Annotated in this window: 10 protein-coding genes and 1 pseudogene; 9 read left to right on the top strand and 2 right to left on the bottom strand. The window is 60.3% G+C overall.

Annotation, left to right across the window (positions count from 1 at the left end; genetic code table 11):
- Positions 1-6: 6 nt before the first annotated feature.
- Positions 7-786 carry a HalD/BesD family halogenase gene (locus tag ACSBQS_RS02275; RefSeq protein WP_047025660.1) on the bottom strand — a complete coding sequence of 260 codons (780 nt, stop codon included), beginning with the start codon at positions 784-786 and terminating at the stop codon, positions 7-9.
- 117 nt (positions 787-903) lie between these two features.
- Here ACSBQS_RS02275 and ACSBQS_RS02270 point away from each other — a divergent pair, with 117 nt between their 5' ends.
- Positions 904-1,800: a LysR substrate-binding domain-containing protein gene (locus ACSBQS_RS02270; RefSeq protein WP_197749667.1), complete on the top strand. Its 897-nt coding sequence runs from the start codon at positions 904-906 to the stop codon at positions 1,798-1,800.
- A 3-nt stretch (positions 1,801-1,803) separates the two neighbouring features.
- Here the strand turns inward: ACSBQS_RS02270 and ACSBQS_RS02265 are convergent, their stop codons facing one another.
- Complete coding sequence (locus ACSBQS_RS02265) at positions 1,804-2,655, bottom strand: ATP-grasp fold amidoligase family protein (protein WP_046686608.1); 852 nt, start codon at positions 2,653-2,655, stop codon at positions 1,804-1,806.
- A gap of 155 nt (positions 2,656-2,810) precedes the next feature.
- Between ACSBQS_RS02265 and ACSBQS_RS02260 the strand changes: the two genes are divergently transcribed.
- The 8 genes and pseudogenes from ACSBQS_RS02260 (at position 2,811) to fbpC (ending at position 12,865) form a co-directional block, all read left to right on the top strand.
- Positions 2,811-4,100, top strand: coding sequence for an oligosaccharide flippase family protein (locus ACSBQS_RS02260; RefSeq protein WP_046686607.1), 1,290 nt, complete (start codon positions 2,811-2,813; stop codon positions 4,098-4,100).
- 89 nt (positions 4,101-4,189) lie between these two features.
- Positions 4,190-4,950: pseudogene (locus ACSBQS_RS02255) on the top strand (arylamine N-acetyltransferase family protein).
- A gap of 123 nt (positions 4,951-5,073) precedes the next feature.
- Entirely contained in the window at positions 5,074-5,703 is a 630-nt protein-coding gene (locus ACSBQS_RS02250) for a response regulator transcription factor (protein WP_033642255.1), read from the top strand.
- Positions 5,703-7,244, top strand: coding sequence for an MASE1 domain-containing sensor histidine kinase (locus ACSBQS_RS02245; RefSeq protein ID WP_434989565.1), 1,542 nt, complete (start codon positions 5,703-5,705; stop codon positions 7,242-7,244). The genes ACSBQS_RS02250 and ACSBQS_RS02245 overlap by 1 nt, the downstream gene beginning before the upstream one ends.
- Positions 7,245-7,304: 60 nt before the next feature.
- A complete protein-coding gene (gene uhpC, locus ACSBQS_RS02240) occupies positions 7,305-8,633 on the top strand; it encodes an MFS transporter family glucose-6-phosphate receptor UhpC (protein ID WP_258007692.1) in 1,329 nt (442 codons plus the stop codon).
- Positions 8,630-9,661: an ABC transporter substrate-binding protein gene (locus tag ACSBQS_RS02235; RefSeq protein ID WP_096242024.1), complete on the top strand. Its 1,032-nt coding sequence runs from the start codon at positions 8,630-8,632 to the stop codon at positions 9,659-9,661. Before uhpC ends, ACSBQS_RS02235 begins: the two co-directional genes overlap by 4 nt.
- Positions 9,662-9,728: 67 nt before the next feature.
- Entirely contained in the window at positions 9,729-11,807 is a 2,079-nt protein-coding gene (locus tag ACSBQS_RS02230) for an ABC transporter permease (protein WP_197749668.1), read from the top strand.
- An 11-nt stretch (positions 11,808-11,818) separates the two neighbouring features.
- A complete protein-coding gene (fbpC, locus tag ACSBQS_RS02225) occupies positions 11,819-12,865 on the top strand; it encodes a ferric ABC transporter ATP-binding protein (protein WP_033642250.1) in 1,047 nt (348 codons plus the stop codon).
- Positions 12,866-12,999 lie beyond the last annotated feature (134 nt).

The raw sequence follows: 12,999 nt of genomic DNA, 5'->3' as shown, positions 1-12,999 counted from the left end.
TATCCGCTATAACCGCCCGTAGAACGTCATTCTGGCGCTTTCCGACAGCATCACGTCCGGCTGCGCATTGTAGGCCAGCACCACCAGCATGCGCGTGGTGTCGCCTTCGGTCGGCGTCACCCGGTGCATGGCGTTGCGCCCGCGAAACAGCACCAAATCCCCCTCCTCCATCGCCAGCTGTTTGACCGCCCGCTCACCGTCCAGCACCTGCGTGACCCCGGCATAGTTCATCTCGCCGCGATCGGCGTCGCGCAGGTTCTCCACGTATTCGAAGCGCCCGCCCGCCTGCGGTTTCTGGATCAGGAGCGTGATGGCGAACGAGGAGTTGTCAAAATGCCAGCCCAGCTCCTGACCGGTGTGGGCGTAATGCAGGTTGATCGACGACAGACGATCGGCGTAGGGATACAGCTGCGCCTCATCCAGCACCGCACAGAGGAACGCGCGAAACGCCGGAGCGTCGTACAACGCGCGCAGCGGCGACTGCGGCGGAATATCCTCGTCGGTAATGCAGCCCTTGGACGACACCACCAGCCGGTTGCGCGCATGCTCGGCCGGCAGCGCGTCGTCCTGCGGCCGCAGATACACGTTGTGTTTGCTGGTGGCGTAAAACGCCGCATGGTGCTGTTCGGCGCCTTCCAGCCGCACCGTCGCCAGCGCGGCTTCGCGCAGAAATCCGGGCAGCACCAGCGCGCCGGCGCGCGCCAGCGTTTGCCGGCAGCGGACGCGGAACGCGGCGTCGTCGATGGGGTGGGCGGACAGATCGATAATATCGGCAAGTTGCGGCATGACGTTCCCCTCGTGTGCGAAAGCCGGATGCCTCCCACTGTAGCGAATGCCGCATTGCCGCCATAACAAAAATACGTTATGGATAAGCTAACGAATTCTTAGCGATAAGCCCTGCTCATGCACTCACCGTCCCGTGCGCGCTTGCCCAAGCTGAGCGCCATTCTGGCGTTCGAAACCGCCGCTCGCACCGGCAGCCTGGCCCGTGCGGCGGATGCGCTGGCGCTGACCGCCGCCGCCGTCAGTCAACAGATCCGCCAGCTCGAACAACATCTGGGCATCACGCTGTTCATTCGCGCTAAAAGCGGCGTCACGCTGACCGAACAGGGCGCGGACTACCTGGCCTACGTGCAGGAGGCGTTTGAAACGCTGCGCGTGGCGCAGCAACACGTCGAACGCCAGCGCGGCAAACAGGCGCTGACGGTGTTCGCCCTGCCGGCGCTGGCCTCTAAATGGCTGAATCCAGCGCTGGGCGACTGGCTGGCGCAGTGCCCCGACGGCGATCTGCGGCTGCACGCGACCCATGCGGCGGTCGATTTCGCCCATTCGGCGGCGGATTTTGCGCTGTGCTTCGGCGATCAGGATTACCCGCTGCTGGAAAAGGCGCGGCTGTTTCAGGATCGGGTGCAGCCGGTATGCAGCCCGGCGCTGCGCGATCGCGGCGACTGGACGCAGCTGCCGCTGCTCCACGTCGACTGGGGCAAGGAGAGCCAGTTTCTGCCGGGCTGGCACGAATGGTTCACCGCCGCCGATCGGTCGCCGCCGCCGCGCCGCGGGCTGACCTATAACCTGACCTCGCTGGCCATCGACGCCGCCGTGCAAGGACGCGGGGTGCTGCTCGGCCAGCGGCGGCTGATCGCCCGTGAACTGGCGGAAGGCCGGCTGGTCACCCTGGCAGAACCGGCGCTGCCGCTCAGCAAGCCCTACTACGTGGTTTACCCGCCGCGCACGCTGGAAAAACCCGGCGCCGCGGCGTTTTTGGGCTGGCTGCGGGAACTGGCTCAACGCTCGGCATAGCGTTCAGGTTTTGGCCATCAGCTCGCCCAGCAGCAGGTTGGTAGCGCGCGGTTGGTACACTTCATTGCCTGCACCGGGGGTGAGCGTCAGCTCGCCGATATAGAGCCTGTCTTGCGTCAGGTAGAAATCGACCCGGCAGTAGTCCAGATCGGCGGCAACGGCTTGGGCGACCTCAATCATCTCATCCCAAAAGTCAGGCTTCGCGTGCAACGTGTTGATCTGGGGAATATCTTTCTGGGTAAAAAAGCAGTGATGCGCATGGCGGTCCAAAAACTCCAGCGACGTCGGCTCCGGGCCGCCCCGCAGCAACTCCACGAACAGATAAGGCTGGCTGCCGTTAAAAACATGCACTTTATAGTCGATCAATTCACCGTCGCGTTCGATGTCCAACAGGTTTTCAACCACAATTTGCAGTGGGATCTTCGCATAGTGCTTCTCACGAAAGCGCTTCCAATACGTTATTTTTGACCATTTCTTGAGAGTGCTTGCAATCTCATCATAACTCACTCGCGCTTTATCTCTGACAATCTTAACTTGCTGCGAGGCATTATTTGTTTTGATAACAAAAGATTGAGGCAACGACAAATAGTCTTGCTCAGTGAAGTTCTCCGTTATCATGATGACCGGCGTTAGGTATTTTTCCGAAACGCGACTGGATATATAATCCCTCACCGCCACCTTATCCGCCAACAGGCTGAACTCTTCGCGCGGGTAGCGCATTCTGTGGTAAATCCTTTCAGAAAAACTTTTAGGATTCAAAAAGTTGACGAAGCTTCCGTGAGCAAAATAATGCGACAGCTGATAATAAATAAAGTCAGGCGAAACCTTATAGAGGTATTTTACGAATTTTCTCATTCCGTTGATTCATCCATTAATCCAACATAACAAAAGACCCAGCTAAAGTTTAAATGCAATTGACTTCAATTGTAAAATATAAAAAAAGCCTTGGTGATTATTAAAGGATAAAAAACGGAATAATCCTATATCATAAGGTATTCAGGGAAGCGTCAGTGAAACTAAAGATCATAGACTTCAGCATAATAAGAAACGCTTCCTGGATGATAGCGGAAAAGACGGTATCAATCCTCGGCGTTATATTCATCACCGCCTACATGGCCAAATATATTGGGCCGGAAAGCTTCGGAAAGATTACCTTTGCCACGGCGATTTTCGCCATTACCCAAACGTTGGCGCTGCTGGGGTCGGACACCATCCTCTTCAAACGCATTAGCCGTAATCCGCGCTCCGGCGCAGCGCTGATGTTCTCCACCAACCGGCTGAGGCAAGCCTGTTTCCTGGCCTTTTCTGCGATCATCTTGCTTTATACCGGGCTGCGGGAAGACTTCACGACCTTTTACTTTTGCGCCGCCACATTCCTGGCCTCGTTTTTTTCACTCAAAGACGTCTTCGCCATTTACCATGACGCCCGGCTGGAATCGCGTTTCAATACCCTGGCCAACGTGGCCGGCTTAGCCAGCGCATTGTTGGCTCGCTGGCTGATCGTGTTTTTTGATCTGCACCTGTACTTTCTGGCCATCCCTATCGTGATGGTGTACCTCATCCCCTATCTGATCCGTCATCACCTTTATCATCGCCGCCATCCGGGCTTTTCGGCCCCCGGCCGTATTCGGCGCAAATATGTGCGCTATCTGCTCGCCAGCGGCCTGCCGTTGGCGGTATCCAATGTTTCCATCGCCATCTATACCCGGCTGGCGCAGCTGTTTTTGATGTGGTTCGTTTCCGCCGCGGTGCTGGGCATTTACTCGGTCGCCATTACCCTGGCGACCGCCTGGATGTTCGTTACCGATGCCGTCATCACCTCGTTCTTCGCGAAAATATTCGCCTATCGGCGCGAAGACGCGATGCGCGCCGCGGCCAAACTGAATGGGTTGGTGCTGGCCATCGCCTTAGCCATCGTCGCCGGGATCGTTTGGCTGGGCAAACCGGTCATCGCACTGTTGTACGGCGAGCAATACCTGGCGGCCTATGCCGCCATGGGGGTGTTGGCCGTCGCCACCCTGCTCTCCGCCCTGGGGACCGTGGCCTATAAATACATCGTGCTGTTTTCCGGTTACGGCTTCCTTTCCCGCAAAATGTTGTTGGTGTTTATCATTAACATTCCTCTGTCATACGGCCTGATTCGGCAATACGGCATGATGGGCGCCGCTTACAGCACCTTGCTGACCGAACTGCTGTCATTGACCGTACTCAACTATCTCTTTCAACGGGGTACCGTACTGAAAATGCATCTGCGCTCACTGAACCCGGCGCTTTACCTAAGACGCCCGTCGGGAAAGTAATCCGGCTGCCGAGGCGCAGCACGTAATGCGCTCACAAACGCCACAAAGCCCGCTATTTTAAGCCTACTTTTTCTCATGCGAGACACCCTGTGGACACCCAACGCTACCTGCAGCATATCGGCTTTACCGGCGTCGCCCGCCCCGATCTCCCCACGTTGCAACAGCTGCATCATCGCCACATGCTGAGCGTGCCGTTCGAGAACCTGAGCATTATTTATCATCAGGGTATTCAGCTGGCGCCCGAAGCGCTGTTCAGCAAAGTGGTCGAGCGTAACCGCGGCGGTTTCTGTTATGAGCTGAATACGCTGTTCGCCCTGCTGCTGCGGGAGATCGGTTTCAGGGTGAGCTTTATCTCCGGCGAGATCCGCGCGCGCGACGGCCATTTCGGCCCACCCTACGACCATCTGGCGCTGCGGGTGGATCTGGCCAGGCCTGGCTGGTGGACGTCGGTTTCGGCGATTCCTTCCTGACGCCGCTCAAAATCGTCGTTGCCGAGCCGCAACCGCAGGCCAGCGGCACCTTCCACCTGGAGCGGGAAGGCGAATATTACCTGCTGGAACGCCGCAACGGCGACCAGCGCTCGCATGCCAAAACCCTGTATCGCTTTACCGTTCAGCCGCGCGAACCGCATGAATTCGATGAGATGTGCCACTTCCACAGCACCTCGCCGCAGTCGCACTTCACCCAGCGCCTGGTGTGTTCACGGCCGACCGAACTGGGCCGAGTGACCCTCAGCGACATGAAGCTGATCGTGACCGAAGATCATCAACGCCACGAAACGACGCTGCATTCGGAAGAGGAACGGCGAGCCGCGCTGTGGCGGCATTTCGCCATCGATGTGGATCGTTGACGGCGCGGGCGGCGTCCTTTTATTACGATTCTGTTACATCGATTGCATAACCGCGCTTGGCTGATTGCCAGCATCGCGGCGGCAGGCATCATAGGATCATGATTCGGCAACAGAGTGCGAAAAATGATCCGTGTGATACTGGTCGATGACCATGTGGTGGTGCGCTCCGGCTTTGCGCAATTGCTCAGCCTCGAAGCAGACATCGACGTGGCGGGGCAATACAGCAGCGCGGCGGCGGCCTGGCCGGCGCTGCTGCGCGACGACGTCAGCGTCGCGGTGATGGACATCGCCATGCCGGATGAAAACGGCCTGAGCCTGTTGAAACGCCTGCGGGCGCAGAAGCCGCAGTTTCGCGCGATCATACTCAGCATTTATGACTCCCCCACCTTCGTGCAGAGCGCGCTGGATGCCGGCGCCAGCGGTTATCTGACCAAACGCTGCGGGCCGGAAGAGCTGGTGCAGGCGGTGCGCTCCGTCGATATGGGCGGCCATTACCTGTGCGCCGACGCGCTGCGGGCGCTGCGCGGCGGCGAGCAGCCGGCCACGGCGCTGGAAGTGCTGACCCCGCGCGAGCGTGAAATCTTCGAGCTGCTGGTCAAAGGCGACAGCGTAAAGGAGATCGCTTTCAAGCTCGATCTCAGCCATAAAACGGTACACGTACATCGCGCCAACGTCCTGGGCAAGCTGCAGTGCAACAGCACCATCGAGCTGGTGCATTTCGCCCTCGATCATCAGCTGCTGGCGGGGCATTGATGTCACTCCGCTCACGGCGCTGGGTTATCTCGCTGTTTATCCTGTTGGCCTGGGGCAGCGGCTGGCTGATGCTTTGGACGCTCGGCTTCTATCTGACCCACAACGGCAATCAGGCGGCGCTGTTTCTGTCTCACGGTGTCTATCTCGCGCTGCTGATCTTGCTGGCGCGCCGCTATTGGCCCGCCCTGATAATACCGCCGGTGCTGCTGCTGTTCTGGCTGCACGGCGAACGCCTGCTGAGCGGCTATGGCCTGCTGGCCGCGCCGTTCATCACCCTGCTCCCGGCCGCGCTCGCGCAGCGATTCTGGCGCCGTTTTCCGCTCTACTGGCAACGGCTGACGCTGCTGCTGGCCGCAGTGACCGCCGCCTCGCTGCTCAATACCGCCCTGCTGTCGCCTTTCGCGCAGAGCCCGGCGATGCTGCTCGGCCTGGCGTCGTTTACCGGCGGTGTTTTGTTGACCCCGTTCGTCTACCTGATCTTTGAATTTCTGCGCCAGCAGCACCGCTACCATCTGCTGGGGCTGGACACCGCCAACCCGCCGCTGCGCGCGTCCTTAATCATCTGGTGCAGCCTGTTTTTCGTTATCGGCATCGGTACGCAGATGGTGCTGTCGCCGGAAATCGAGCGCCTGCTGCTGATCGTGGTGTTTTTGCCGAACGTGGTGATGGCGTGGAAGTTCGGTTGGCAGGGCGGCGTGCTGTCCGGCCTGCTCGGCAGCATGATGATCACCCTCGCGCGGCAGGTCGGCGTGGGGTTCGGCAATCTGGTCGAGCTGGAAATCTTTCTGGCGACCCAGGCGCTGCTCGGCATCGGTCTGGGCATCGCCATCAGCCGTCAGCAGCACCTGGCGCAAAACCTGCACCACTATCGCCGACGCCTGGAAGAAGAGTTGGCGGCGCGGCGGGCGTTGACCGAAAAACTGATCCACACCGAAGAAGACACGCGAAAGAACCTGGCGCGCGAGCTGCACGATGAAATCGGCCAGAACATCACCGCCATTCAAATTCAGTCGCAGCTGGTCAAGCGGGCGCGCGATCCGGCGCAAACCCAGGCCGCCGCGAACCAGATAGGCGATCTCGCCCGGCGCATTCATCACTCCACGCGCCAGCTACTGCGCCAACTTCGCCCGCCCGCGCTGGACGAGCTGGCGTTCAAAGACGCGCTTCACCACCTGCTGAGCGAATTCGCCTTTAGCGAGCGGGGCATCCGTTGCCGTTTCGACTACCGCCTGACCGACACGCCCGCCGGCGAGACGGTGCGCTTCACCCTCTACCGGCTGCTGCAAGAGCTGCTCAACAACGTGTGCAAACACGCCGAGGCCAGCGAAGTCGCCATCGTTTTGTATCAGCAAGGCGCCATGTTGCACCTCGAGGTACGGGACAACGGCGTCGGCATCCATGCGGGCAACGCGCCGGGCTTCGGCATTCAGGGAATGCGCGAACGGGTCAGCGCGCTCGGCGGCGAACTGACGCTGGAAACGCAGCGCGGCACCCGGGTAATTGTTAACCTGCCCACAAATTTGCAACAAACCGCCGACTAACTAGGAAAAAGTCTTAGCCACTCCGGACTTTATCTCATCCCCTTTCCTTTTCACCTTCTTATAGTCAGCACCAGGGAGGCGGCTATGCAAGCACGCTCAGCATCTGAAATCGATCATCGTTACCGCGCGCTGCGCCCGCGGCTGCTGCTGTACATGGTCATCGGGTACGCCGCCTTTTACCTGACGCGCAAAAGCGTGAATTACGTGCTGCCGGCGCTGCAAACGGATTTGGGGCTGGATAAAGGAGACATCGGCCTGCTCGGCTCGCTGTTTTATCTGAGCTACGGCCTGTCGAAATTCGTCGCCGGGTTGTGGCACGACGGCCATGGGCAGCGCGGGTTTATGGGGATCGGCCTGTTCGCCACCGGTTTGCTGAACGTGGCGTTCGCCTTCGGCGAATCGCTGACGCTGCTGCTGGCGGTCTGGGCGCTGAACGGCTTCTTTCAGGGCTGGGGCTGGCCGCCCTGCGCGCGGCTGCTGACCCACTGGTATTCGCGCAACGAGCGCGGCTTCTGGTGGGGCTGCTGGAATATGTCGATCAACCTCGGCGGCGCGATTGTGCCGCTGATCAGCGCCTTCGCCGCCCAGCGCTGGGGCTGGCAGGCGGCGATGTTGATCCCGGGGGCCGTCAGCATGGTGCTGGGCATCTGGCTCACGCGGCAGCTGACAGGCACGCCGCAGGAAGAAGGCCTGCCGTCGGTCGGCCAGTGGCGCCACGATCCGCTGGAGCTGCGCCAGGAACAGCAAAGCCCGCCGATGGGGCTGTGGCGGATGCTGCGCACCACGATGCTGAAGAACCCGATGATCTGGTTGCTCGGCGTCTCTTACGTGCTGGTCTACCTGATCCGCATTGCGTTGAACGACTGGGGCAACCTGTGGCTGACGGAAAGCCACGGCGTCAACCTGCTCAGCGCCAATGCGACGGTGATGCTGTTCGAGATAGGCGGCCTGCTCGGCGCGCTGTTTGCCGGCTGGGGCTCGGATGTGCTGTTCGGCGGGCAGCGCGCGCCGATGATTTTGCTGTTCACGCTCGGACTGATGGTTTCCGTCGCCGCGCTGTGGCTGGCGCCGGTGCACCACTACGCGCTGCTGGCGGGCTGTTTCTTTGCGGTGGGCTTTTTTGTCTTCGGCCCACAGATGCTGATTGGCCTCGCCGCCGTGGAATGCGGGCACAAAGGCGCCGCGGGCTCCATCACCGGCTTTCTCGGCCTGTTCGCCTATCTGGGGGCGGCGCTGGCGGGCTGGCCGCTGTCGCGGGTCATCGAAGGCTACGGCTGGTCAGGCATGTTCAGTTTGCTGTCGATCGCCGCCGTTCTTATGGGTTTATTGCTGATGCCGCTGCTGATGGCGAGCGTTACCACCTCTACCGAGAGAAGGATAAAACAATGAAAAAAACGTGGGTCACTACCCTGATAGCGTCCGGCATCGCGCTGGCGACCCTGAGCGGCGCCGCGTACGCCAAGGGCCGCCTGGTGGTCTACTGCAGCGCCACCAATGAAATGTGCGAAGCGGAAACCAAAGCCTTCGGCGAGAAATATGACGTGAAAACCGCGTTCATCCGCAACGGTTCCGGCAGCACGCTGGCGAAAGTGGACGCCGAGAAGAAGAACCCGCAGGCGGACGTCTGGTACGGCGGTACGCTCGATCCGCAATCCCAGGCCGGTGAAATGGGGCTGCTGCAGCCGTACAAATCGCCGAATCTCGACCAGGTGATGACGCAATTCCGCGATCCGGCCAAGCTGAAAGGCAACTACTCCTCGGCGGTCTACGTCGGCATTCTCGGCTTTGGCGTCAATACCCAGCGCCTGAAAGAGAAAAATCTGCCGGTGCCCAAGTGCTGGAAAGACCTGACCAAGCCGGAATACAAAGGCGAAATTCAAATCGCCGATCCGCAAAGCTCCGGCACCGCCTACACCGCGCTGGCGACCTTTGCCCAGCTGTGGGGAGACGATCAGGCGTTCGCTTACCTCAAACAGCTGAACGCCAACGTCTCGCAGTACACCAAGTCCGGCATTGCCCCGGCGCGCAACGCCGCCCGCGGCGAAACGGCGATCGGCATCGGTTTCCTGCATGATTACTCGCTCGAAAAGGAACAGGGCGCGCCGCTTGAGCTGATCTCGCCGTGTGAAGGCACCGGCTACGAAATCGGCGGCGTCAGCATCCTCAAAGGCGCGCGCAACCTCGACAACGCCAAGCTGTTCGTGGACTGGGTGTTGTCGAAAGAGGCGCAGGAGCTGGCGTGGAAGCAAGGCAAGTCCTATCAGATCCTGACCAACACCACCGCCGATACCTCGCCGAACTCGCTGAAGCTCGACGACCTGAAGCTGATCAACTACGACATGGACAAGTACGGTTCGACCGACGTCCGCAAGGCGCTGATCAATAAATGGGTCAGCGAAGTCAAGATGGGTAAATAAGCCCACATTCTGCGCCTGTTGCCGGGTAAGCCTCACGGCTTGCCCGGCCTGAACATCCGGGAAACTTATGTCACATACACATGCACTCCATCTCGTGAAAAAACGAGATGCGATATCCCTTTGGGTTTTGCTTGGCTGGCTGGCGTTCGCCCTGCTGCCGAGCTGGAGCCTGGATTACGGCCTGCTGGAGTCCACCGGCGAAGAGATCCTCGCGGCCTACGGCTGGTCACACCGCAATATCAGCTGGCTTTGGTGCCTGCTGCCGAGCCTGCTGCTGCTGCGCCCTTACGCTGCGGCGGGCCGTGAGCAGCGGCGCCGCCACGCGTTCGATGCCGGCTGGGCGCTGCTGTGCATGGCCTTTATCGTTGTCAGCGCCACGGTGGCGGGACGCGGTTTAGGCTACGCCACCCTGGTGCAGTTGACCGCGCTGGGCGCCATCATGACGCTGGCGCTGACCCGCCTCGACTGGCTGGGCGGCGACCGTTTCGTTATCGGCGCGCTGGTCACCATCGTGGCGCTGATCGGCGTCTTCATCGTCTGGCCGAGCATCGCGATTTTCATTCCAATGTTCACCGACCAGACGGGCGCGTTCGCGCCGCTGGCCTTTATGAACGTGCTGACGCAGGCGCATATCATTCAGGTGATCCTCAACTCCATCGCCCTGTCGATCGCGGTGGGCGCCGGCTGCACCTTTTTCGGCCTGGTGCTGGCAATTTACACTACCCGCATCGCCAAGCGCAGCGCCATTATCGGCCGCATCTTCTCCATCTTGCCCATCGTCACGCCGCCGTTCGTCGTCGGCCTGGGGGTCACGCTGATGATGGGGCGCTCCGGCTACGTCACCGAGTGGATGGTGGCCTGGTTCGGTTTGACCAACACCAACTGGCTGTACGGCTTTACCGGCATCTGGCTGGCGCAGGTGCTGGCGTTCACCCCGATGGCGTTCATGATCCTCGACGGCGCGATCAAGACCATTCATCCTTCGCTGGAAGAGGCCTCCTACACCTTGCGCGCCAGCCGCTGGCAAACCTTTAACGGCGTGTTCGTGCCGCTGCTGAAACCGGCGCTGGCCAACGCGTTTTTGATCGTGGTGGTGCAATCGCTGGCTGATTTCAGCAACCCGCTGGTGCTCGGCGGCAACTTCGACGTGCTGGCGACGCAAATCTATTTTTACATCACCGGTTCGCAGCTCGATTATCAGGCCGCCAGCACCCTCGGCGCCTTCCTGCTGCTGTTCTCACTGCTGGTGTTCTGCATCCAGTATATGTGGATCGGCAAACGTTCCTACGTCACCGTGTCCGGCAAATCGTATCGCGGCGACGTGCAGCCGCTGCCGGTCACGCTGGTGTGGGGCGTGATCGCACTGCTGGCGGTGTGGGTAGCCTTTAACGCCCTGCTTTACGGCAGCATTTTCTACGGCAGCTTCACCGTCAACTGGGGAGTGGATTACACGCTGACGCTGGATAACTTCATCAAACTGTTCGGCCAGGGCATGAGCGACGGCGCGTGGCCTTCGCTGCTCGACACGCTGCTGTACGCCGGGATCGCCGCGCCGATCACCGCCGCGTTCGGCCTGCTGATCGCCTGGATCGTGGTGCGCCAACAGTTCAAGGGCAAAAAGACCATCGAGTTCACCACCATGCTGTGCTTTGCGGTGCCGGGTACCGTGGCCGGCGTCTCTTACATTCTCGCCTTTAACGGCGCGCCGGTGTACCTCACCGGGACGGCCGCCATCGTGATTATTTCGATGGTGATGCGCAACGTGCCGGTGGGCATTCGCGCCGGGATCGCCGGGCTGGGCCAGATAGACAAATCGCTGGACGAAGCCTCGCTCAGCCTGCGCGCCGGCTCGCTGCGCACCATCACGCACATCCTGCTGCCGCTGCTGCGCCCGGCGATCCTGTCGGCGCTGATCTACAGCTTCGTGCGCGCCATCACCACCGTCAGCGCCATCGTCTTCCTGGTCACCCCCGATACCCGCGTGGCCACCGCCTACATCCTCAACCGCGTGGAAGACGGCGAATACGGCGTGGCGATCGCCTACGGTTCAATTCTGATCGTGGTGATGCTGGCGATTATTTTCCTCTTTGACTGGCTGATCGGCGAGGCACGCATCTCCCGTTCAAAAGCCAAAAACCAGGCGTAATGGAGCCCATGATGAGCCAGAAAAATTTCGTTGAACTGCGTAACGTCTCCAAACGGTTCGGCAGCAACACGGTAATCGATAACATCACGCTCACCATCCCACGGGGGCAAATGGTGACGCTGCTCGGCCCTTCCGGCTGCGGCAAGACCACCATTTTGCGCCTGGTCGCCGGGCTGGAAAAACCGAGCGACGGGCAGATATTCATTGATGGTGAAGACGTCACCCATCGTTCCATCCAGCAGCGTGACATCTGCATGGTATTCCAGTCTTATGCCCTGTTCCCGCACATGTCGCTGGGGGAGAACGTCGGCTATGGCCTGAAGATGCTCGGCATTCCGCGCGCCGAAGTGAAAGCGCGCGTGCAGGAAGCGCTGGCGATGGTGGACTTGGCGGGGTTCGACGATCGCTATGTCGATCAGATCTCCGGCGGCCAACAGCAGCGCGTGGCGCTGGCGCGCGCGCTGATCCTCAAGCCGAAAGTGCTGCTGTTCGACGAGCCGTTGAGCAACCTCGACGCCAACCTGCGCCGCAGCATGCGCGAAAAGATCCGCGAGCTGCAAAAGCAGTTTGATATCACGTCGCTGTACGTCACCCACGATCAGAGCGAGGCTTTTGCAGTCTCCGACACCGTACTGGTGATGAACAAGGGGCATATCATGCAGATGGGCTCGCCGCAGGATCTCTATCGGCAGCCCGCCTCGCGCTTTATGGCGAGCTTTATGGGGGACGCCAACCTGTTCCCGGCCAGCTTCAGCGCCGATCATGTCGATATCAGCGGCTATCGCCTGCCGCGCCCCGCGCACTTTGCCGCCCAGGGCGCCGGCACGGTGGGCGTGCGGCCGGAAGCGATCACGCTGAGCGAGCATGGCGATGAAAGCCAGCGCTGCGAGATCCAGCATGTCGCCTACATGGGGCCGCAGTATGAGGTGACGGTGGCGTGGCACGGGCAACAGATTTTGCTGCAGGTTAACGCCACCCGCCTGCAACCGAACGTCGGCGAGCAGTATTATCTGGAAATTCACCCCTACGGCATGTTTATGCTGGCGGACGCGGCATAGTCGGCCTCACGCTTAAGGGGTAGAATAACGGCCATCCCGAACGGGATGGCCGAAAATAATCGCCAAAAACACCGTATTTATCTATTTTTACAATTCCACCCAAGTCCTTGTTCAGCCGAAAAATAAATATAGCC

The sequence above is a fragment of the Serratia sp. H402Y genome (assembly GCF_051172415.1).
GTDB lineage: Bacteria > Pseudomonadota > Gammaproteobacteria > Enterobacterales > Enterobacteriaceae > Serratia > Serratia ureilytica.
The sequence above is the reverse complement of the archived record's forward strand: the minus strand, read 5'-3'. Positions and strand labels throughout refer to the sequence as shown.

What these genes read in the sequence shown, in the direction of transcription:
- ACSBQS_RS02250 (WP_033642255.1), top strand. Translation starts at nt 5,074, where the DNA reads ATGATCCGTGTGATACTGGTCGATGACCATGTGGTGGTGCGCTCCGGC.
- ACSBQS_RS02270 (WP_197749667.1), top strand. Translation starts at nt 904, where the DNA reads ATGCACTCACCGTCCCGTGCGCGCTTGCCCAAGCTGAGCGCCATTCTG.
- fbpC (WP_033642250.1), top strand. Translation starts at nt 11,819, where the DNA reads ATGAGCCAGAAAAATTTCGTTGAACTGCGTAACGTCTCCAAACGGTTC.
- ACSBQS_RS02265 (WP_046686608.1), bottom strand. Translation starts at nt 2,655, where the DNA reads ATGAGAAAATTCGTAAAATACCTCTATAAGGTTTCGCCTGACTTTATT.
- ACSBQS_RS02230 (WP_197749668.1), top strand. Translation starts at nt 9,729, where the DNA reads ATGTCACATACACATGCACTCCATCTCGTGAAAAAACGAGATGCGATA.
- ACSBQS_RS02275 (WP_047025660.1), bottom strand. Translation starts at nt 786, where the DNA reads ATGCCGCAACTTGCCGATATTATCGATCTGTCCGCCCACCCCATCGAC.
- ACSBQS_RS02235 (WP_096242024.1), top strand. Translation starts at nt 8,630, where the DNA reads ATGAAAAAAACGTGGGTCACTACCCTGATAGCGTCCGGCATCGCGCTG.
- ACSBQS_RS02245 (WP_434989565.1), top strand. Translation starts at nt 5,703, where the DNA reads ATGTCACTCCGCTCACGGCGCTGGGTTATCTCGCTGTTTATCCTGTTG.